Raw genomic sequence first — 19,731 nt, forward strand, 5'->3', positions numbered from 1 at the left:
CCCCCTCCCGACGGGGCGAGGGAAAGCCGCTCGCGCTGCGTCCCCGGCCTCCCGTCTCAGGCCTGCGCTCGTCTCCCGGAGGGAGGGAGCGGGTCGGGATCGCCGCCGGTCCCACACCGGACGCTCAGCGCCGATAGTTCGGCGCCTCCACCACCATCTGTATGTCGTGAGGGTGCGACTCCTTGAGCCCGGCCGCGGTGATCCGCACGAACCTGCCGCGCGCCTTCAGCTCGGGGATGGTGCGCGCGCCGACGTAGAACATCGACTGGCGGAGTCCCCCGGCGAGCTGATAGGCCACGTTCGCGAGCGGGCCGCGGTAGGGCACCTGGCCCTCGATGCCCTCGGCGATGAGCTTGTCGTCGGTGGGCACGTCGGACTGGAAGTAGCGGTCCTTCGAGTAGGAGGTGCGCTCCCCCCGGGTCTGCAGGGCTCCGAGCGAGCCCATGCCGCGGTAGGTCTTGAACTGCTTGCCGTTCTGGAACACCAGGTCGCCGGGGCTCTCCTCGCAGCCGGCGAGGAGCGAGCCGAGCATCACCGTGTCGGCACCGGCCACGAGCGCCTTAGCGATGTCGCCGGAGTACTGGAGGCCTCCATCGGCGATCACGGGGACACCGGACTCGCGGGCCGCGAGGGAGGCTTCGTAGACGGCGGTGACCTGCGGCACGCCGACGCCGGCGACGACGCGGGTGGTGCAGATCGAGCCGGGACCGACCCCGACCTTGATCGCGTCGGCCCCTGCGTCGACGAGCGCCTGAGCGCCGGAGCGGGTGGCGACGTTGCCGCCGATGACGTCGACTCCGGTGAACGCGGAGTCGGCCTTGAGCCGGCGGATGATGTCGAGGACGCCCGCGGAGTCGCCGTTCGCGGTGTCGACCACGATCACGTCCACGCCCGCTTCGAGGAGCGCGGTGGCGCGCTGCCACGCATCCCCGAAGAAGCCGATGGCGGCGCCGACGCGCAGGCGGCCCTCGTCGTCCTTCGTGGCGTTGGGGTACTGCTCCGACTTGTCGAAGTCCTTGACGGTGATGAGCCCGGCGAGCTTGCCCTGCGCATCGACGAGGGGGAGCTTCTCGATCTTGTGCTGCGCGAAGAGAGCGATGACCTCGCTGTCGGGGATGCCGACGCGCCCCGTGATCAGACCGGAGCTGGTCATGACGTCGCGGACGAGCGTGGTCGCCTTCTCGAAGGGCGAGACGAACCGCATGTCGCGGTTGGTGATGATGCCCACCAGAACACCGGACGAGTCGACGACCGGGAGGCCGCTGATGCGGTACTGCCCGCAGAGTTCGTCGACCTGCGCGACGGTGGCGTCCGGAGTCGTGGTGACGGGGTTCGAGACCATGCCCGACTCGCTCCGCTTGACCCGGTCGACCTGGTCGGCCTGATCGGCGATGGAGAGGTTGCGGTGCAGCACCCCGAGCCCGCCCTGGCGGGCCATCGCGATGGCCATGCGCGCCTCGGTGACGGTGTCCATCGCGGCCGAGAGCAGCGGAGTCGCCACGCTGATCCGCTTCGTCAGCCGGGAGGCCGTGTCGGCCTCGCTCGGGATGACGTCGGTGTGCCCGGGGAGGAGCATGACGTCGTCGTACGTGAGTCCGAGGAATCCGAAGGGATCCGGCTGGTCCATCAATGCCCCTTAGCAGGTCGAGAGCGGCGGCCCTGAGGAGACACGGAGGTCTGCTCCGCACGAGCCACGGTTGTTCGATCTTAAGCGCCGAGCGGGCGGGTCTATTCCTCTCGGGAGCGCCCTGGGAGCACGTCCCGTGCAGTGGAGCGCTCTCCTCTCCCGCATAATGTCGTCACGCGTCCGTGCCGGTGAGGAAACACAGCCGACACATGTGGAACGTATGGTCGACCAACGTTGTTTGACGACGGCTATTCGGCTCTGCCCGGAGACCCCATCCGTCTGTGCACCCTGACGAGAGGTAAACGTCTTGCTCACAGCCTGCCGTTCGATGCGCCGCCAGCGCTCGACGACCCCGCGCCCGACGGACAGGGAGGCGCCCCGTGGATAGGAGACGCACCGGACTCCGCGACCGGCTGCTGGCCCTCGGCCTCCTCGCCGCGTCGCTCACCGGGATCGCGGCCGCCGCCCCCGCCGCACTCGCCGCCACCACCGCCGACCAGTCGATCATCGCCTGGGTCCGCGTGCAGGGGACGAACGAGAACCTGACGGGAGTGTCCGTCGAGCTCGGCGGTGACGCCTCGGCGACCGTGACCACCGGCGAGGACGGCCGGGCCACGTTCCCCCTCGAGGCCGCCGGCAGCTACACGGTGACCGTCGACGAGGAGACGCTCCCCGCTGACAAGGGCTATCCGGGGGCCGGGCAGAACCCGAAGCAGGTGAAGATCGTCGCCTCGCAGAACCAGATCGTGAACTTCATCGTCTCGACCGCGAACCCGAAGGGCACGGGAGCGACAGTCCCCGTCCCGACGGACTCCGCCGCTCCGACGAACCCCGCGACGGAGGGCACGACCGGGAACGACGCGACGAACCCCGACGGCACGTCGAACGCCGTGAGCCAGCCGGTGTCGGCCGACACGTTCTGGATCATCTTCTGGCCCAAGGTCGTCACCGGCCTGATCTTCGGACTCCTGATCGCTCTCGCGGCGATCGGCGCCTCCCTGATCTACGGCGTCACCGGTCTGAACAATTTCGCGCACGGCGAGCTGGTCACCTTCGGTGCTCTGATGGCGTACCTCTTCTCCGGCGTCTTCGGGCTCCCGGCGCTGCTGGCCATCCCCATCGCCGTGATCCTCGGCGGCGCCTTCGGCTTCGTCCAGGACGGGCTGCTCTGGAAGCCACTGCGGAAGAAGGGCATCCAGCTCGTCCCCCTGATGATCGTGACCATCGGCCTGTCGTTGGCTCTGCGTTATGTGTTCGTCTTCTTCTTCGGGGCCGACCGCCTCTCACTTCCCAATAGCACGGCTCCGTACCTCACGGTGCCGACCCTCGGGATCAGCCTGAAGTTCACCGACATCGTGGGAGCGGTCATCGGCGTCGTGTGCATCGTCGGAGTCGCCTACGTGCTCACGAAGACCAAGATCGGCAAGGCGATGCGCGCGGTCTCGGACAACCGGGCCCTCGCCTCCGCCTCGGGCATCAACGTCGAACGCGTCATCCGGGTCGTCTGGGTGATGTCGGGCGCACTGGCCGCCCTCGCGGGCGTGTACATCGGCTTCTATCAGTCGCTGCGCTGGGACACCGGGGCGTCGATCCTGCTGCTGATCTTCGCGGCGATCACGCTCGGCGGCCTCGGCTCCGCCTACGGCGCACTGGTCGGCTCGCTCATCATCGGACTGATGATGAACATCTCGACGATCTGGATTCCGGAGAACCTCAAGTACGTGGCTCCGCTCATCCTCATGATCATCATCCTCCTGGTCAGGCCGCAGGGAATCCTGGGCCGCAAGGAACGGATCGGCTAGGACACCATGAACCTCAACTTCATCTGGCTGGCGATCGGGCAGATCGTCGATCCCACCGTCGCCGCGTACGCGCTGGCGACCATCGGCCTGGTCATCCACTTCGGATTCACGGGGCTGCTCAACTTCGGACAGGCCGGCTTCATGGCGGTGGGCGGATACGCGTTCGCCATCACCTCGGTCAAGTTCGAGTGGCCCGTCTGGGGCTCGTTCCTCGCGACGATCGTCGCGGCGACGGTCTTCGCCCTCATCCTCGGCATCCCGACGCTCCGGCTGCGAGCCGACTACCTCTCGATCGTGACGATCGCGGCGGCCGAGATCGTGCGACTCTCGGTCAAGACACCCGAGTTCTCGGCGATCACGGGCGGCTCCGAGGGCATCAACGGCGCGGCGAAGGCGTTCAACGACCTCAACCCGCTGCCAGAGGGCCGTTGGGGAATCGGCGTGCTCACGTACAGCCAGGACCAGTGGTGGGTGCGGATCGTCGGCTGGGGCCTCGTGCTCCTGGCCTGCCTCCTGGTGTTCCTCCTGATGCGCAGCCCCTGGGGCCGCGTCATCAAGGGCATCCGCGAGGACGAGGACGCCGTGCGCTCGCTCGGCAAGAACGTGTTCTCGTACAAGATCCAGGCGCTCATCCTCGGAGGCGTGCTCGGCGGTCTCGCGGGAGCGCTGTTCATCCTGCCCCGCTCGCTCCAGCCCGACAACTACGGCACCCAGCTCACGTTCTTCCTCTACACGATCATGCTGCTGGGCGGCGCCGCGACGGTCTTCGGGCCTGTCGTCGGCTCGATCATCTTCTGGGTCGTCCTTGGTCTCACCGACGGACTGCTCACGCTCGGGATCGACACCGGGGTCCTCAACAACGACCTCATCCGCCTCACGACCGTGCAGACCGGACCCATCCGGTTCATCGTGGTGGGGGTGGCCCTCATGCTCCTGGTGATCTTCAGACCCCAGGGGATCTTCGGCAAGAAGAAGGATCTGCACTTTGCCTGACACGACCACGACTCGAACGCCGGTCTCGGAGATCACCGAGGACACCATCGTCCCCGGGGTCAGAAAGAAGGACCCCATCGTCGTCGCCGACGGCGTCAGCCGCCGCTTCGGCGGCCTCACCGCTGTCGACGTCGCCCACGTCGAGATCCCCCGCGGCTCCATCACCGCCCTGATCGGCCCGAACGGAGCCGGCAAGACCACGTTCTTCAATCTGCTGACCGGCTTCGACAAGCCCAACACCGGGACCTGGAACTTCAAGGGGAAGAACCTCGCGAACGTCCCGGCCTACAAGGTGTCCCGGATGGGCATGGTGCGCACGTTCCAGCTCACCAAGGCCCTCGGCGGGATGACGGTGCTCGAGAACATGCTCCTCGGCGCCAAGGGCCAGAAGGGCGAGAACATCCTCACCTCGCTCATCCGGCCGCTCTGGTCGAAGGAGGAGGAGTCGATCGAGGCGCGCGCGATCCGCCTGCTCGAGAAGTTCAAGCTCGACACCAAGAAGGACGACTACGCGTCGAGCCTGTCGGGCGGGCAGAAGAAGCTCCTCGAGATGGCACGGGCACTGATGTCGGAGCCCGAGCTGGTCATGCTCGATGAGCCGATGGCGGGCGTGAACCCGGCACTGACGCAGTCTCTCCTCGGCCACATCGTGAACCTCAAGCACGAGGGCATGACCGTGCTCTTCGTCGAGCACGACATGCACATGGTCAACACGATCGCCGACTGGGTGATCGTGATGGCCGAGGGCAAGGTCGTCGCGGAGGGCCCGCCGTCGACCGTGATGAACGACCAGGCCGTCATCGACGCCTACCTGGGGGCGCACCACGACACCGACCTCGGGACAATCGAGGGCCAGCTCGAGATCGCCGAGGAGATGGAGTCGGACCTCGTCCGCGAGGACGTCGAGAAGCAGGCGGAGCAGGCGGGCATTCCGACGCCGGGGGACGATGCTCGGGCCGCCGCGCCGACGAGCGCGTCCCCGACGACCGACGCTCCCGCCGTCGAATTCGAGAAGGACGAGAAATGACCGCCGACACGACGACCCCGAACACGCTCGAGACCCACGATCTCCATGCCGGCTACGTGCCGGGGGTCAACATCCTCAACGGCTCGAACGTCTATGTGAAGCGCGGGGAGCTCGTGGGCATCATCGGCCCGAACGGCGCGGGGAAGTCCACGCTGCTGAAGGCGATGTTCGGACTGGTGAACATCCGCCAGGGCACGGTGGTGCTCAACGGCGAGGACATCACGGGGCTCAAGGCCGACAAGCTGGTGTCGAAGGGCGTCGGGTTCGTGCCGCAGAACAACAACGTCTTCCCGTCTCTCACCATCGAGGAGAACCTCGAGATGGGGGTCTACCAGAAGCCGAAGACGTACCGCCAGCGGCTCGAGTTCGTGACGGAGCTGTTCCCCGAGCTGTCCAAGCGCCTGAAGCAGCGCTCGGGATCGCTCTCCGGAGGCGAGCGCCAGATGGTGGCGATGTCGCGTGCCCTGATGATGGACCCGTCGATGCTCCTGCTCGACGAGCCCAGCGCGGGCCTGTCGCCGATGCGTCAGGACGAGACCTTCGTCAATGTGCAGCGGATCAACCGCGCGGGCGTCTCGATCATGATCGTCGAGCAGAACGCCCGCCGCGCCCTGCAGATCTGCGATCGCGGCTACGTGCTCGACCAGGGGCGCGACGCCTACGAGGGCGCCGGCCGCGAGCTGATGAACGACCCGAAGGTGATTGAGCTGTACCTCGGCACGCTGGCGACGACCAACGAGGTCACCACGAGCACTCCGACCGTCGGCGGCTGAGCGCCACCGCGAAGGGCCCACCGTCTCCGGATGGCGGGCCCTTCGCCGTTCCCGGAGCGTCCCGTCCGCCGTGGCGAGTCATCGAGGCTTTCTCCGCAACGGAGGCCCTCGAGAGGGTGACAGCACCGTGGCCGTTCTGACGTAGTTTTGGGGACACGGGTCGTCCCCGACACGGAATAGCCCGCCTCACCTCGCCCGCCGGTGGAGCTTCGATCGGCCGCCGGGTCCTCTCTCCCGCAGCGCCACGAGTGCTGCGGCATCCGCTTCGAAGGAGCCGATCATGAAGAGCTACACCCCCGCACCCGTCGCCGTCGGCGCCACCTTCGGCACCGGCGCGATCGGAGACTACGACCGCTGGAGCGTTGTCGGCGTCTACGCGCAGGTGGTCATCGCCGAGACCACGGGCGGCAAGCGTCGCAACTACAGTCGCTCGTTCGTCACCTACCGGCTGGCGCAGGAGGCGGAGCTGCTCCGCGCCTCCTAGGCCCTCTCAGCACGCCCCGAGCGCGCGTCCCCCGTCGCCACAACGGACGGGAGGGCGCGCGCTCCGTCGTCGGCCGGGAGCGGAGAGTGTCGCCACGGACGCAACGGGCTCCGGCACGACGAAGGGGCCCGGTCCGAAGACCGAGCCCCTCTGTGGAGGCGACCGGAGCCGCGCCACCGCGTCGTCAGTTCAGCGAACCCTCGACGGTCTCCTCGAACGAGGTGGTGTTACCCGCCCCGTACTTGTAGATCGAGACCGAGGCCTCGCTGGTGTCGCCGTTGTCGTCGAACGAGATCGGGCCGGACAGGCCGTCGTAGTCGATGTCCTCGCCGTCGGCGATCAGCTTCGCGCAGTCGGCGAAGGTCGTGCACTTCGTGCCGCCCTCCGACACCGCCTTGAGGTTGTCACGGATGGTCGCGCCGTCCGTTGCGCCGCCTTGGAGCGAGGCGAGAGCCGTCAGGATGGTCGCGTCGTACGACTCCGGCGCGTAGCTGAAGACAGTGAGCGGCGGGTTGCCCTGCGACTCGACGAGGGACTGCAGCGACGACTGGAAGTCCTCGGACGCCTGCACACCCGGGTTGGTGAACTGCGCACCCGCGATGTCGACGTTGGTGTCCGACTCCTTGATGACACCGTAGTTGCCGTCCGTGCCGTAGAGCTTCGAGAAGTCGAAGCCCTTGGCCGAGAGCTGCTCCGCGATGGTCTTGATCTCGTCGAACGAGATGACGACCAGCGCGTCGGGGTTCGGCGCGAGGACCGAGGTCAGCGCCGAGTTGAAGTCGGTGGACGCCGGCTCGAAGATCTCCTCGGCCGCGACGACTGCGCCGCCCGCCTCAAGGGTCTCCTTGATGTTCTTCTCGAGGCCGGTGCCGTACGCGTCGTTCATGTAGAGGATCGACACGTTCGTCTTGCCGTCGCCGAGGATCTTGTTGCCGAGGATGCGGCCCTGGAGCACGTCCGAGGGGGCGGTGCGCCAGTAGTAGCCGTCGTCGTCGTAGGTGGTGAAGTCCGGCGAGGTGTTGGCCGGCGAGATCTGCACGACGCCCGCCTGGGTGACCTGGTCGATGAAGGTCTTCGAGACGCCCGAGGACGCCGCACCGATGATCGCGGACACGTTGTCGGCGAGCAGCGAGGTCGCGGACTGGGTCGCGATGTCGGTCGTGGTGTCGCCGGAGTCCTTCTGCTCCGCCTCGATCGAGATGCCGGCATCGGCGTCGGTGATGTCGGCGACCGCCTGCTCAACGCCCGCGATCTCGGGCGGGCCGAGGACGGCGAGGGTTCCGGTCTGGGGGAGGATCGTGCCGATCTTCAGGGACAGACCGCCCGAGTCGCCGTCGCCACCCGATCCGCTGTCGCCACCGCCGGCACAGCCGGCCAGGACGAGAGCGCTGGCGCCCAGAATGGCGACGCCGCCGAGGGTTGCCCGGAGGGACCGCGCGCGGGCCGAGCCGGCCTTCGCGTAAACGCCCATGTTGCTCCTTGAGAGGTGTGTGTCAGTGGGAGCGGCGCCGGTGGCAACCGCTCGGCCAACCTAACCTCCGAAGCAGCCGTGAACAATACAGGGGTGTTACCAAAAGGTTTCGCGACCGGATCGTTACTTTTTCGCCGCCACGTCAGGGCTGAACGACGCGTTCCGCACTTCCGGCCGAGAAACGGCGCCGGCGGCGCTCGGCTGCGACGAGGTCGACTGAGAAAACGGCCAGGGCGGCCCACACCAGTGCGAAGCCGATCCAGCGCTCCACCGGCATCTCCTCGTGGAGCACGAAAGCCCCCACGAGGAACTGGAGGAACGGCGTCAGGTACTGCACGAATCCGACGATCGAGAGCGGGAGCCGACGGGCCGCGCCGGCGAACAGTAGCAGCGGCACGGCGGTGACGATCCCGGCCGAGGCGAGGATCAGGGCGTGCCCGACGCCCTCGGTCGTCAGCGTCAGGCCGACCATCGAGCCGACCACGACCAGCTGCACGACGGCGAGGGGAGTCAGCCACAGGGTCTCGAGCATGAGGCCGCCGGCGGCGTCGACGCGTCCGCCCACCCGGCTCTTCACCAGCCCGTACAGGCCGAACGAGAAGGCGAGGGCGAGGGAGATCCACGGGAACGCGCCGAAGCCCACCGCGATGACCAGCACGGCGACCGCACTCATGCCCATCGCGACCCACTGGGCGGGTCGGAGGCGCTCGCGCAACACGAGGACCCCCAGCAGCACGGTGACCAGCGGGTTCATGAAGTAGCCGAGAGCAGCCTCGATCACGTGGCCGGTCGTCGTGGCGATCACGTAGACCTGCCAGTTGATGTAGATCAGCACACCGGCAATCGCCATCACTCCGAGCAGGCGCGGCTGCCGCAGCAGCGCGGCGAACGACCGCCAGCCCCGGGTCACCGTGAGCAGGATCACGCAGAACGCCAGCGAGAACAGCACGCGGAACGCGACGATCTCGAAGGGCGAGGCCGGCGCCATCGCGATGAAGTAGAGCGGCATCGCACCCCAGAGCAGGTACGCGCCGAAGGCGAACAGCAGCCCGGTCGACGACATGCCGCCCGCGGGCCGCTGCACCGGCTCGCCCGCCCCGACGGGCGCACCGGCGGTCGATGGGGCGAGGGGTTCGGCGGGGGTGCGGGAGGCGGACACTCCCCCGATCCTACGCACGGCGTCGACCGCAGAAGGGGGCAGAGGGCCGTCGCGGCCGGCGGATCAGGCCACTCGTCGCCAGGAGGACCGACCGGGGACGACGGAGGGCCCGGCGACCGAGGTCGCCGGGCCCTCCGAGGAGTCCGGACTAGCGGACGACGACCGCGAGGACGTCGCGCGCCGACAGGACCAAGTAGTCCTCACCCGAGAACTTGACCTCGGTTCCGCCGTACTTGGAGTAGATGATCTTGTCACCGACCGCGATGTCGAGGGGCACGCGGTTGCCGTTGTCGTCGATGCGACCGGGCCCGACGGCCACGACCTCGCCCTCCTGCGGCTTCTCCTTGGCGGTATCGGGGATGACGAGACCGGAAGCGGTCACCTGCTCCGCCTCGACCTGCTTGATGACGATGCGATCTTCGAGCGGCTTAATGGACACCGACACGGTTGACCTCTTTCTTGACGACGAGATGGGCGGAGCGTGGTTCTGGCACACACGCTCCGAGAGTGCTAGATCCATCGTAGGGGCTCGGCTGGCACTCGTGCAATCAGAGTGCCAAGCCGGACGGCCGAGCGGCCGGAGCCTGTGGCCTACCATGGCCGGATGCGACGCGACGAGCTGGTCGAGCTCCTCTCCCCCGAGGGTCTCCGGCTCCTCGACTCCCTCGACGGGTACCGGTCGGACGACCTCGTCCGCGCCGTCGCCCGCCTCCGCGCGGCCGGCCACTCGCCGGTGCTGGTTGCTGCGGTGCTGACCCAGGCGCGCCTTCGACAGAAGGCCGAGGCCAAGTTCGGCGAGTTCGCCCGCTCGATGCTCTTCACCGACGCCGGCCTCGAGCAGGCGACGCGGTTGCGCGTCGCGGCCCTGCATGCCGGCCGGTTCGCCGCCGCCGGAGCGAGCCGGATCGCCGACCTCGGCAGCGGCATCGGCGGCGACGCCCTCGCGATGGCCGCCATCGACCTGGAGGTGACGGCGGTCGAGGCCGACGAGGTCACCGCGACGCTGGCGAGCTTCAACCTCGCCCCGTTCCCCCGTGCGGGCGCAGCGCACTCCCGCGCGGAGTCGTTCGACCTGACGGGCTTCGACGCGGTGTACCTCGATCCCGCCCGCCGCACGGCCGGTCACCGAGAGACCCGGCGCCTGGACGACCCCGACGACTACTCGCCCTCGCTCGACTTCGCGTTCGGCCTCGCCCGGCACCGGCCGGTGGGCGTCAAGGTCGGTCCGGGGTTCGATCGCGAGCGGCTTCCCGAGGAGGCGGAGGCGCAGTGGGTCTCGGTCGATGGCGAGCTGGTCGAGACGGGCCTGTGGTTCGGCGCGCTCGCGCGACCGGGAGTGCGCCGCTCCGCTCTGCTGATCGGCGCGGGGGCGACCGCCGAGCTCACCGCTGCCGGGGACAGCGAGGATGAGGAGGTCGGCGCTCTCGGCGCCTTCGTGCACGAGCCCGACGGCTCCGCGATCCGCGCCCGGCTGCTGGGCGAGCTGGCCCGAGAGAGCGGCTCGCGGATGCTCTCGCCCGGGATCGCCTACCTCACCGGCGACGAGGCCGCCGTGTCGCCGTTCCTCCGCAGCTTCCGCGTGCTGGCCGAACTTCCGCTGGACGAGCGCACCCTGGCCAGGGAGCTGCGCTCGCGCGGCATCGGAGTGCTCGAGATCAAGAAGCGCGGGGTCGACATCGACCCCGCCCGGTTCCGCAAGCGGCTCGGCCTCGCAGGTCGCGCCAGAGCGGTCCTCATCCTGACGCGGATCCAGGGCCGCCACCGCGCGCTGCTCGCCGAACGCGTCGAGCGGTCCTCCGTCGGCTGAACGCGGGAGCGGTCAGGAGCCCGAATTGACCGCACCGAGGGCGATCGAGAAGACGACGATCGTGATCGCCAGGTAGACCAACGACACCAGGATGCCCACGACGCCGGTGATGATCGCGGTCAGCGCGAGGCCGCGCGCGCCCGGCTCGCGGCGCCGACCGAGGAAGCCGAGGACGACAGCGGGCGCCGAGAGGATGAATCCGAAGCCCCAGGCGAAGATCGAGACGACGAGCCCGACGATACCGAGGATCATCCCGACGAGGCTCAGCGTCCGCGGGACGACAGGCGCCGGGGAGCCGACGGAGCCCGGGGGGAAGGTGTGGGCCGACGCGGCGGGATACGGCGGCGCGGCGTTCGAGGGCGGAGCGGGCGCTGGCGGCAGCGGCGTGCCGTAGACCGGCGGGCGCGCATCTGCGGCGGGCGGAACGGCGGATGTCGCGCGGGGCGGAACCGGCGGGGCGGGCGGACCCGGCGGGGCGGGCGGGGATCCCTCGTGCTCGTCGGAGCTGGACCGGGTGCTGTCGCTCATGCGCCGAGTCTAGCCAGGGTGCCGTGTGCTGATCCCCGCGGATCAGGCGGGCAGATAGCCTCCGTCGCGCAGGTCACCGACGAAGGCGCTCCAGACCAACCAGGCGACGACCGCGAGGACGATCACCAGGTAGCCGAGCACGAAGCCCGCGACCGCGAGGCCCCGGCCGCGCTGCCCCGACCGACCGGCCTGCACGAATCCGACGTGACCGAGCACGATAGCGGCGGGAGCGAGCCCCAGCAGTCCGCAGACCAGAGCGGCAACCGCGAGCGGGGCGAGCGGTGGCCGGTGCGGTGCGGATCCGGGTGCGGCCGGAGCCGTCGGCGGCGGCGCGGCCTCCGACGGCTCCCCGAGCGGCGGATCGAACGGCGCGGGCGACGGATCGACCGTCTCCCGGCGCACGGTGTCGTCGCTCACGATGGATCCCTCCTGAGGGTGCGGGGCCTTGAGGTGCGGGGGCTCGGGGTGCGGGGGCGAGGATGCGGGGGCGAGGATGCGGGGGCGAGGATGCGGGGGCGAGGATGCGGGGCTGGGACCGGCCGGCCGGCCCCTGCCGGGAGGCCGGGCGATCAGTACCCGGTCGTGGGAGCGCTCGCGGCGAACGCGAAGACGATGATCGAGGCGATGATGCCGAGGACGATCGAGGCGAAACCGATGATGACGGCGGCGAGCGCGAGGCCGCGGCCCTTCTCCCCCGTCCGCTTGATCTGCGAGAGGGCGATGAAGCCGAGGACGATCCCGACGATGTTGACGACGAACGCGGCGATGAAACCGATGATCGCCAGAACGTTGTAGCGGTCGGAGGTGGGCGTGTACGGAGTGGTCATGGGATCCCCCTTGATCAGGAACGAGCGGATGCGCCCAGAGTGGCAGCGCACCGCTCCGCCTGTCAAAAGGCTGGACGCCGCTTGCGTCATCCAGGCTCGAGCGCTCGGCCCTCACCGCACCTGGATCTCGGTCACCGGCAGCGTGGAGTCGGCACCGAAGTCGAGGCCCGACGGCGGGTGCCCGGCCTCGATGAGCTGAGCCGCCAGCGCGGCGATCATCGCGCCGTTGTCGGTGCAGAGCGAGAGCGCAGGGATCCGCAGCGTCACCCCGGCCGCCGCGCACCGCTCTTCGGCGAGCGCTCGTACGCGCGCGTTCGCCACCACGCCGCCACCGAGCAGGAGACGCGGCACGTCACGATCCCGACAGGCCGCGAGCGCCTTGGTGAGGAGCACGTCGGCGACCGCCTCGCGGAAGCTCGCGGCGACGTCGGCGACGGGCACCTCCTCCCCCGCATCCTGCCGCTTCTCGACCCAGCGGGCGACCGCGGTCTTGAGCCCCGAGAACGAGAAGTCGTAGCGGTGGCGCTCCTGGTCCTTGGGCAGGGTCAGCCCCCGCGGGAAGCGGATCGCCCGAGGATCGCCGTCAGCGGCGACCCTGTCGATCTGCGGCCCGCCCGGATAGGGCAGCCCGAGCACGCGCGCCACCTTGTCGAAGGCCTCGCCCGCCGCGTCGTCGATCGTCTCGCCGAGCAGCTCCACATCCGAGACCAGGTCGCGCACGTGCAGGAGCGAGGTGTGCCCGCCGGAGACCAGCAGCGCGATGGTCGGGACGTCGACCGGGCTGCCCTCGCTGCCGTCGGCGCGCAGGACGTCGGCTCCGACGTGGCCGACGAGGTGGTTCACGGCGTAGAGCGGCAGGCCGAGCGAGACCGCGAGCGCCTTCGCCGCGCCGACACCCACCATCAGAGCGCCCGAGAGGCCCGGTCCGCTCGTGACCGCGACAGCGTCGAGATCGGTCAGCGCGACTCCGGCATCGGCGAGCGCCGCGTGCAGGGCGGGCTCGAGCGCCTCGAGGTGCGCGCGGGCGGCCACCTCGGGCACGACACCGCCGTAGCGCGCGTGCTCCTCCATCGAGGAGGCGATGGTGTTCGAGAGGAGGGTCGTCCCGCGCACGATGCCGATCCCCGTCTCGTCGCAGCTGGTCTCGATCCCGAGGACGAGGGGGCCGGCGGTCATGACGCCTCCTGGGTCGGAGGGAGGGGCAGACGCATCACGAGGGCGTCCACCCCGTCGGGCTGGTAGTAGGCGGGGCGGACCCCGATCTCGTCGAAGCCCTCCGACCGGTAGAGCGCCTGCGCCACGGGGTTGTCGGCGCGCACCTCGAGGAACACCTCGCGCGCCCCGCGCTCGCGTGCCGCCCTGAGCAGGGCCTGGAGGAGACAGCGGCCCAGGCCGGCGCCGCGGGAGGAGGAGACGACAGCGATCGTCTGCACGTCGCCCTCGTGAGCCCCCACCGGGCAGAGCAGCCCGGCGTAGCCGACCACCGCACCCTCCTGCTCGGCCACCAGGTAGCGCGTGTGGCGACTGCGGATCTCCTCGGCCATCATCCCGCGCGACCAGGCGTCTCCGGCGAACTCCGACTCCTCGATCGCCATGATCGCGTCGAGGTCCCCGGGAAGGGCCTCGCGCAGAAGCTCGCCGGTCACGCGGTCACCCGCTTCGGCCCGGCCGAGAGAGTGACATCGGGCGAGCGGAGGTAGAGCGGCTCGTCCACAGCGCCCGCGAGTCCGGCGGCACGTAGCCGTGCCGCGACTGTTCCGAGCGCGGCCGCCGACACCGAGGCGTTCTCGAGGCGGGACAGCTCGGGATGCGGCAGGGCCGGGGGCTTGTCGAGGCCTGGGCCGGCGACGCGGACCGGGAGGCCACGCTCGTCGAGCCCCGCGTACGCGCTCCAGTAGAGCTCGCGGCGACGGGCGTCGGTGACGACGAGGAATCCGGGGGGCCGGCCATGGCGCAGGGCCTCCAGCGCGAGGGCGTCGTGCGAGATGACAGGGAGGGTAGGGATGTCGCGGCCGATGGCGAACGCGCGGGCGGCTGCGATGCCGACACGCAGACCCGTGAAGGGGCCGGGGCCCATACCGACCGCGACCGCCTCGATGCCGGCCGGCACTGCTCCGGCCGCCTCGAGCGCCTCCTGGATCAGCCGCCCGACGACCTCGGCGTGACGCATCGTGTCGGTCTCGGTGCGCTCGGAGCGCACTTCGCCCGCGTCGTCGACGACGGCGACGGAGGTTCCGGAGGAGGTGTCGATCGCGAGGAGCACCCGTCCAGGGTACCCGCGGGCTCAGCTCCAGTCGGTGCCGCAGAAGCGGACGGTGCGCGGCTCCACCGGTTCCTCCTCCTCGGCGTCGGCGCCCGCGGTGGGGCGATCGATGACGATGTCGAGCCAGGCGTCGGCGACTCCGTCGAGCATTCCCGCTCCCCACTCGACCACGACGACCGAGTGCTCGAGATCGAGGTCGAGGTCGTCGAGTTCGACGGGTGACCCGACGCGGTAGGCGTCGACGTGCACGAGCGGCGGGCCGTCGTGCAGCGGCGGATGCGTGCGCGCGATCACGAACGTCGGACTCGTCACCGGGCCGCGGACGTCGAGGCCCTCGCCCAGGCCGCGGGTGAAAGTGGTCTTGCCTGCGCCGAGCGGGCCGGTGAGCACGAGCAGGTCGCCGGCGCGGAGGACACGTCCGAGCGACCGGCCGAGCTCGGCCATCGCTTCTGGATCAGCGACCTCGACCGCGCGCTCGGCGAACCACGACCGCTCAGGCACGGCCGTCCGCCTCAGAGAGCACCCTCCGCTGCACACGCGGCCCGAGCCGGGTCACCAGTTCGTAGTTGATCGTCCCGCACCAGCGCGCCCACTCGTCGACCGAGGGGGCCCCGGTGGTCGGGTCGCCCCACAGGACGACCGGGTCGCCGACCGCGACGGGAGCATCGCCCACCTCGACGACGAACTGGTCCATGGCGACGCGCCCGGCGATCCGGTGGCGCCGCCCGCCGATCGCGACCTCGGCGACCCCGGAGGCGCTGCGCGGGATCCCGTCGGCGTAGCCGAAGGGCACGAGCGCGAGCGTCGTCACCCCCTCGGCCCGCCAGGTGTAGTCGTAGCTGACGCCCGTGCCCGGCTCGACGCGGCGGACGCCCGCGATCCTGCCCTGGAGCGTCATCGCCGGAACGAGCCCCAGCTCGAGCGAGGTCTCGTCGTCGAAAGGCGAGAGGCCGTAGACGCCGATGCCGGTGCGCACCATGTCGAGTCTCGTCTCCGGGAGTCGCACTGCGGCCGCGGTCGCGGCCAGGTGCACGACGGGCGCGTGGAGACCGTTCTCGCGCAGCAGCGCGTCAGCGCGGCGCAGCACGCTCAGCTGCTCGTGGTCGTCGGCGGGGGATGCGTTGGAGAGGTGCGAGAACAGACCGGTGAGGTGCAGGGAGCCGCGCGCGGCGTGATGGGCGAGCGCCAGGGCGAGCCGCGGCCACTCCTCCTCCGGAGCGCCGTTGCGGCTGAGGCCGGTGTCGACCTTCAGCTGCACGGCGGCGCGGACGCCGCGATCCTCGGCGGCCTGCGCGAGCGCGTCGAGCTGTTCCACGGACGAGACGGCCACGTCGATCGCGTGCTCGAGCGCCGCGTCGAAGTCCTCACCCGGGTCGTGCAGCCAGCAGAGCAGCGGAGCGACGATACCGGCCTCGCGCAGGGCGACCGCCTCGCGCAGCTCCGCCGTTCCGAGCGCATCCGCGCCGCCGGCGAGAGCCGCCTGGGCGGCCGCGAGGGCGCCGTGTCCGTAGCCGTTGGCCTTGACGACCGCCATCAGCCGGCGGGCTCCGGTCAGCTCGCGCAGACGCGCGACGTTCGCCGCGATCGCCTCGACGTCGATCAGCGCCTCGCGGTACGACAGCGGTGCCCTCACGACTCCGCCACCACGAACGCGCAGGCCACTCCGGCGTCGTGCGTCATCGAGAGGTGCACCGTGCTGATCCCGCGCTCCTCGGCGGTTACACGGGCGGCGCCGTGCAGAGCGAAGGAGGGGTTACCGTGCTGATCGCGCTCGACCACCATGTCGTGCCATCCGGCGCCAGCGGAGTCGCCGAGTGCCTTGATCAGCGCCTCCTTCGCCGCGAAACGGCCCGCCAGGGAGGCGACCGGCAGCTCGCGTTCGCTCTCAGCGAACAAGCGCTCGCGGAGCCGCGGTGTGCGCAGCAGCGAACGCTCGAAGCGCGCGAGATCCACCACGTCCACCCCGATCCCGACGATCACGACGTGGTCACTCGACGGTGACCGACTTGGCCAGGTTGCGCGGCTGGTCGACATCGAGGCCCTTGGCCGAGGCGAGCTCCATCGCGAACATCTGCAGTGGAGTCACAGCGAGCAGCGGCTCGAACAGCGGGTCGGCGAGCGGGATCGGCACCACCTCGTCAGCGATCTGGATCGCCGCGGTGTCGCCCTGCTCCGCGATCGCGATGACGCGGGCGCCGCGGGCCTTGATCTCCTGGATGTTCGAGATCACTTTGCGCTGCAGCTCGTACGACTCGCTCGGACTCGGCACGATCACGAAGACGACCTGACCAGGCTCGATCAGCGCGATCGGCCCGTGCTTGAGCTCGCCGGCCGCGAAGCCCTCGGCATGGATGTAGGCGAGCTCCTTGAGCTTCAGCGCGCCCTCGAGCGCGACCGGGTAGCCCACGTGGCGGCCCAGGAACAGCACCGCGCGGGTGTCGGCCATCCAGCCTGCGAGCTGCGCGATGTCGTCGGAGGCATCCAGCACGCGGGACAGCTTCTCGGGGATCGCGGCCAGCTGCGCGGCCTGCGCGGCCACCAGCTCGACGGAGGCGGCTCCGCGCACGGCCGCCAGGTGCAGCCCGAAGAGGTAGAGGGCCGCGATCTGGGCGACGAAGGCCTTGGTCGAGGCGACCGCCACTTCCGGGCCCGCATGCGTGTAGAGGACGGCGTCGGACTCGCGCGGGATCGTCGCCCCCTGGGTGTTGCAGACCGAGAGCGTCTTGGCACCGTACTCGCGGGCATACTTGACCGCCATCAGCGTGTCCATCGTCTCGCCGGACTGGCTGATCGAGATCACGAGCGTCCGCGGGCTGAGCACGGGATCGCGGTAGCGGAACTCGTGGCTCAGCTCGACCTCGACGGGCACGCGCGCCCACTTCTCGATCGCGTACTTGGCGACCATGCCCGAGTAGGCGGCGGTGCCGCACGCGATGACGGTGATGCGATCGATGCCGGTGAGGACCGGGTCGAGCGCCGCGAGCTCGGGCAGGGTGATCGCGCCCTCGTGGATGCGGCCGCGGAGCGTGTTCGCGACCGCCTCCGGCCCCTCGGTGATCTCTTTCGCCATGAAGCTCGACCAGCCGCCCTTCTCCGAGGCGGAGGCGTCCCACGCGATCTCGAACGGCTCCGTCTCGACCGCATTGCCGAAGAAGTCGGTCACGGTGACGAGCTCGGGAGTGATCGTCACGATCTGGTCCTGCCCGATGGCGACCGCGCGGCGGGTGAACTCGACGAACGCCGCGACGTCCGAGCCGAGGAAGTTCTCGCCGTCGCCCAGGCCGATCACGAGCGGGGAGTTGCGGCGCGCGCCGACCACGACGCCGGGCTGGTCCTGGTGCAGGGCGAGCAGCGTGAACGCGCCCTCGAGGTGCGCCACGACGGCCTGGAACGCCAGCACGAGATCGCCGGTCCGGCGGTACTCGCGGGCGATCAGGTGGGCGGCGACCTCGGTGTCGGTCTCGCTCTCGAAGACGGCGCCCTCGGCGAGCAGCTCCTCCTTGAGCGGCTGGAAGTTCTCGATGATGCCGTTGTGGATGACGGCGAGCCTCCCGCCGTCGGCGAGGTGCGGGTGGGCGTTGCGATCGGTCGGGCCGCCGTGCGTCGCCCAGCGGGTGTGACCGATGCCGGTGGTCCCCTCGGACAGCGGGCTCGCCTCGAGATCGTCGACCAGGACGCTGAGCTTGCCGGAGCGCTTGCGGCTGTCGATCCGTCCGTCGGAGTCGATCACGGCGACGCCGGCCGAGTCGTACCCCCGGTACTCCAGGCGCTTCAGGCCTCCGAGCAGCACGGCCAGGCTGTCGCGCGCGCCGACGTATCCAACGATTCCACACATGCGCTCGATTCTAAGCGGCCAGAAGGACGCTCCCGAGGCGTCCGGCGCGCGGCGGCGCGAACGCTAGGATCGGTGCTCATGCCGTCGTCTCCTCGCGATCACGCGCGCGAGGCGCATCCCTCGCCGTTCGTCGAGATCGTCCGCTCCGACTGGGCCGAGCTGGCCCGCAGCACGGACCTGCCGCTCACCGAGACCGAGGTGGTGCAGCTGCGGGGGCTCGGCGACCGGCTGAACCTCACCGAGGTTGCGGAGGTCTACGTCCCCCTTTCGCGCCTGATCACGCTCTATGCGGGAGGTGCGCGCCAGCTGCACCGCGCGACGAGCACGTTCCTCGGCGAGCGCGCTCGACCCACTCCCTTCGTGATCGGCGTCGCCGGCTCCGTCGCCGTCGGCAAATCGACCATCGCCCGTCTGCTCCGGGAGCTGCTCGCCCGCTGGGACGACACTCCGCGCGTCGAACTCGTGACGACCGACGGCTTCCTCCTGCCCAACCGCGAGCTCGAACGCCGTGGGCTGATGAGCCGCAAGGGGTTCCCGGAGTCGTACGACCGGCGCGCGCTCCTCCGCTTCGTCTCGGAGGTGAAGGGGGGCGCCGCCGAGGTGCGCGCCCCGTTCTACTCCCACCTGTCGTACGACATCGTCCCCGACGCCGAGATCGTGGTGCGGCGACCCGATGTGCTGATCGTCGAGGGACTGAACGTGCTGCAGCCGCCCGTTCCCGGGCACGGGCTCGCCGTGAGCGACCTGTTCGACTTCACCGTCTACGTCGACGCGCGCACGAGCGACATCGCCCGCTGGTACGAGGAGCGCTTCCTCACCCTCCAGCAGGGCGCCTTCACGAACCCGAACTCGTACTTCCACCGCTACGCGGCGCTCACTCCCGACGAGGCCCGCGAGCGCGCCCGGAGCATCTGGTCAGCCATCAACGAGCCGAACCTCGTGCAGAACGTTCGTCCGACGCGCTCTCGCGCGAGCCTCGTCCTGCGCAAGCAGGCCGATCACGCGGTCTCGTCGGTGCTGCTGCGCAAGATCTGACGCACCCGCCCACGACGACCTCGGGCGCAGCGGATACCCTGCGGCTCCCGGAAGCCCGTTCGGCACGCCTGCCGCGCCCGGACCCTCCGGCCCGGACGCG

21 protein-coding genes are annotated in these 19,731 nt (G+C 70.1%); 7 read left to right on the plus strand and 14 right to left on the minus strand.

Translation table 11 applies throughout. The annotated features are described in order from the left end of the window. Positions 1-124: 124 nt before the first annotated feature. Positions 125-1,627, minus strand: a complete 1,503-nt coding sequence (gene guaB, locus GSU10_RS11750) for an IMP dehydrogenase (RefSeq protein WP_068212194.1) — start codon at positions 1,625-1,627, stop codon at positions 125-127. Positions 1,628-2,007: 380 nt separating this feature from the next. On the opposite strand from guaB, the gene GSU10_RS11755 reads away from it, so the two are divergent. The 5 genes from GSU10_RS11755 to GSU10_RS11775 all read left to right on the plus strand — a co-directional run bounded on the left by GSU10_RS11755 (position 2,008) and on the right by GSU10_RS11775 (position 6,706). Continuing rightward, on the plus strand, positions 2,008-3,429 hold the full coding sequence (locus GSU10_RS11755) for a branched-chain amino acid ABC transporter permease (protein ID WP_068212192.1): 1,422 nt from the start codon (positions 2,008-2,010) through the stop codon (positions 3,427-3,429). A 6-nt stretch (positions 3,430-3,435) separates the two neighbouring features. Beyond that, positions 3,436-4,422, plus strand: a complete 987-nt coding sequence (locus GSU10_RS11760) for a branched-chain amino acid ABC transporter permease (protein ID WP_068212190.1) — start codon at positions 3,436-3,438, stop codon at positions 4,420-4,422. Further along, positions 4,415-5,449: an ABC transporter ATP-binding protein gene (locus GSU10_RS11765; protein WP_068212189.1), complete on the plus strand. Its 1,035-nt coding sequence runs from the start codon at positions 4,415-4,417 to the stop codon at positions 5,447-5,449. Before GSU10_RS11760 ends, GSU10_RS11765 begins: the two co-directional genes overlap by 8 nt. Next, on the plus strand, positions 5,446-6,222 hold the full coding sequence (locus GSU10_RS11770; RefSeq protein WP_068212188.1) for an ABC transporter ATP-binding protein: 777 nt from the start codon (positions 5,446-5,448) through the stop codon (positions 6,220-6,222). The genes GSU10_RS11765 and GSU10_RS11770 overlap by 4 nt, the downstream gene beginning before the upstream one ends. Before the next feature lie 280 nt (positions 6,223-6,502). After that, positions 6,503-6,706: a hypothetical protein gene (locus tag GSU10_RS11775; RefSeq protein WP_068212187.1), complete on the plus strand. Its 204-nt coding sequence runs from the start codon at positions 6,503-6,505 to the stop codon at positions 6,704-6,706. 184 nt (positions 6,707-6,890) lie between these two features. Here GSU10_RS11775 and GSU10_RS11780 read toward each other — a convergent pair whose 3' ends face one another. The 3 genes from GSU10_RS11780 to groES all read right to left on the minus strand — a co-directional run bounded on the left by GSU10_RS11780 (position 6,891) and on the right by groES (position 9,781). Next, positions 6,891-8,177, minus strand: coding sequence for an ABC transporter substrate-binding protein (locus GSU10_RS11780; RefSeq protein ID WP_068212186.1), 1,287 nt, complete (start codon positions 8,175-8,177; stop codon positions 6,891-6,893). A 142-nt stretch (positions 8,178-8,319) separates the two neighbouring features. Further along, entirely contained in the window at positions 8,320-9,240 is a 921-nt protein-coding gene (rarD, locus tag GSU10_RS11785; RefSeq protein ID WP_068212196.1) for an EamA family transporter RarD, read from the minus strand. A gap of 244 nt (positions 9,241-9,484) precedes the next feature. Next, positions 9,485-9,781, minus strand: coding sequence for a co-chaperone GroES (groES, locus tag GSU10_RS11790; protein ID WP_068212185.1), 297 nt, complete (start codon positions 9,779-9,781; stop codon positions 9,485-9,487). A 159-nt stretch (positions 9,782-9,940) separates the two neighbouring features. Here groES and GSU10_RS11795 point away from each other — a divergent pair, with 159 nt between their 5' ends. After that, on the plus strand, positions 9,941-11,143 hold the full coding sequence (locus GSU10_RS11795) for a class I SAM-dependent methyltransferase (RefSeq protein WP_068212182.1): 1,203 nt from the start codon (positions 9,941-9,943) through the stop codon (positions 11,141-11,143). A gap of 12 nt (positions 11,144-11,155) precedes the next feature. On the opposite strand, the gene GSU10_RS11800 is transcribed toward GSU10_RS11795, so the two are convergent. From GSU10_RS11800 to glmS, 10 genes are all read right to left on the minus strand, one after another. Continuing rightward, positions 11,156-11,671 (minus strand): DUF4190 domain-containing protein, encoded by a 516-nt coding sequence (locus tag GSU10_RS11800; protein ID WP_132504936.1) that lies wholly within the window; start codon positions 11,669-11,671, stop codon positions 11,156-11,158. A 42-nt stretch (positions 11,672-11,713) separates the two neighbouring features. Then, positions 11,714-12,088: a DUF4190 domain-containing protein gene (locus GSU10_RS11805; protein WP_158286105.1), complete on the minus strand. Its 375-nt coding sequence runs from the start codon at positions 12,086-12,088 to the stop codon at positions 11,714-11,716. A gap of 152 nt (positions 12,089-12,240) precedes the next feature. Then, positions 12,241-12,498 (minus strand): DUF4190 domain-containing protein, encoded by a 258-nt coding sequence (locus tag GSU10_RS11810; RefSeq protein WP_068211175.1) that lies wholly within the window; start codon positions 12,496-12,498, stop codon positions 12,241-12,243. Between the two features lie 111 nt (positions 12,499-12,609). Continuing rightward, positions 12,610-13,674 (minus strand): tRNA (adenosine(37)-N6)-threonylcarbamoyltransferase complex transferase subunit TsaD, encoded by a 1,065-nt coding sequence (gene tsaD / locus GSU10_RS11815; protein ID WP_068211118.1) that lies wholly within the window; start codon positions 13,672-13,674, stop codon positions 12,610-12,612. Beyond that, positions 13,671-14,144 (minus strand): ribosomal protein S18-alanine N-acetyltransferase, encoded by a 474-nt coding sequence (gene rimI, locus GSU10_RS11820; protein ID WP_068211121.1) that lies wholly within the window; start codon positions 14,142-14,144, stop codon positions 13,671-13,673. Before rimI ends, tsaD begins: the two co-directional genes overlap by 4 nt. Next, entirely contained in the window at positions 14,141-14,761 is a 621-nt protein-coding gene (gene tsaB / locus GSU10_RS11825) for a tRNA (adenosine(37)-N6)-threonylcarbamoyltransferase complex dimerization subunit type 1 TsaB (RefSeq protein ID WP_068211123.1), read from the minus strand. Before tsaB ends, rimI begins: the two co-directional genes overlap by 4 nt. 21 nt (positions 14,762-14,782) lie before the next feature. Continuing rightward, positions 14,783-15,205 (minus strand): tRNA (adenosine(37)-N6)-threonylcarbamoyltransferase complex ATPase subunit type 1 TsaE, encoded by a 423-nt coding sequence (gene tsaE / locus GSU10_RS11830; protein WP_068211178.1) that lies wholly within the window; start codon positions 15,203-15,205, stop codon positions 14,783-14,785. A 49-nt stretch (positions 15,206-15,254) separates the two neighbouring features. Beyond that, positions 15,255-16,394 (minus strand): alanine racemase, encoded by a 1,140-nt coding sequence (gene alr, locus GSU10_RS11835; RefSeq protein ID WP_132504938.1) that lies wholly within the window; start codon positions 16,392-16,394, stop codon positions 15,255-15,257. Continuing rightward, on the minus strand, positions 16,391-16,741 hold the full coding sequence (locus GSU10_RS11840; RefSeq protein WP_068211126.1) for a holo-ACP synthase: 351 nt from the start codon (positions 16,739-16,741) through the stop codon (positions 16,391-16,393). Before GSU10_RS11840 ends, alr begins: the two co-directional genes overlap by 4 nt. A gap of 7 nt (positions 16,742-16,748) precedes the next feature. Further along, positions 16,749-18,596, minus strand: a complete 1,848-nt coding sequence (glmS, locus tag GSU10_RS11845) for a glutamine--fructose-6-phosphate transaminase (isomerizing) (RefSeq protein ID WP_068211129.1) — start codon at positions 18,594-18,596, stop codon at positions 16,749-16,751. A gap of 78 nt (positions 18,597-18,674) precedes the next feature. On the opposite strand from glmS, the gene coaA reads away from it, so the two are divergent. Next, positions 18,675-19,631 carry a type I pantothenate kinase gene (coaA, locus tag GSU10_RS11850; protein WP_068211132.1) on the plus strand — a complete coding sequence of 319 codons (957 nt, stop codon included), beginning with the start codon at positions 18,675-18,677 and terminating at the stop codon, positions 19,629-19,631. Positions 19,632-19,731: the final 100 nt, after the last annotated feature.

This window comes from Rathayibacter tanaceti, assembly GCF_009834165.1.
Classification (GTDB): domain Bacteria; phylum Actinomycetota; class Actinomycetes; order Actinomycetales; family Microbacteriaceae; genus Rathayibacter; species Rathayibacter tanaceti.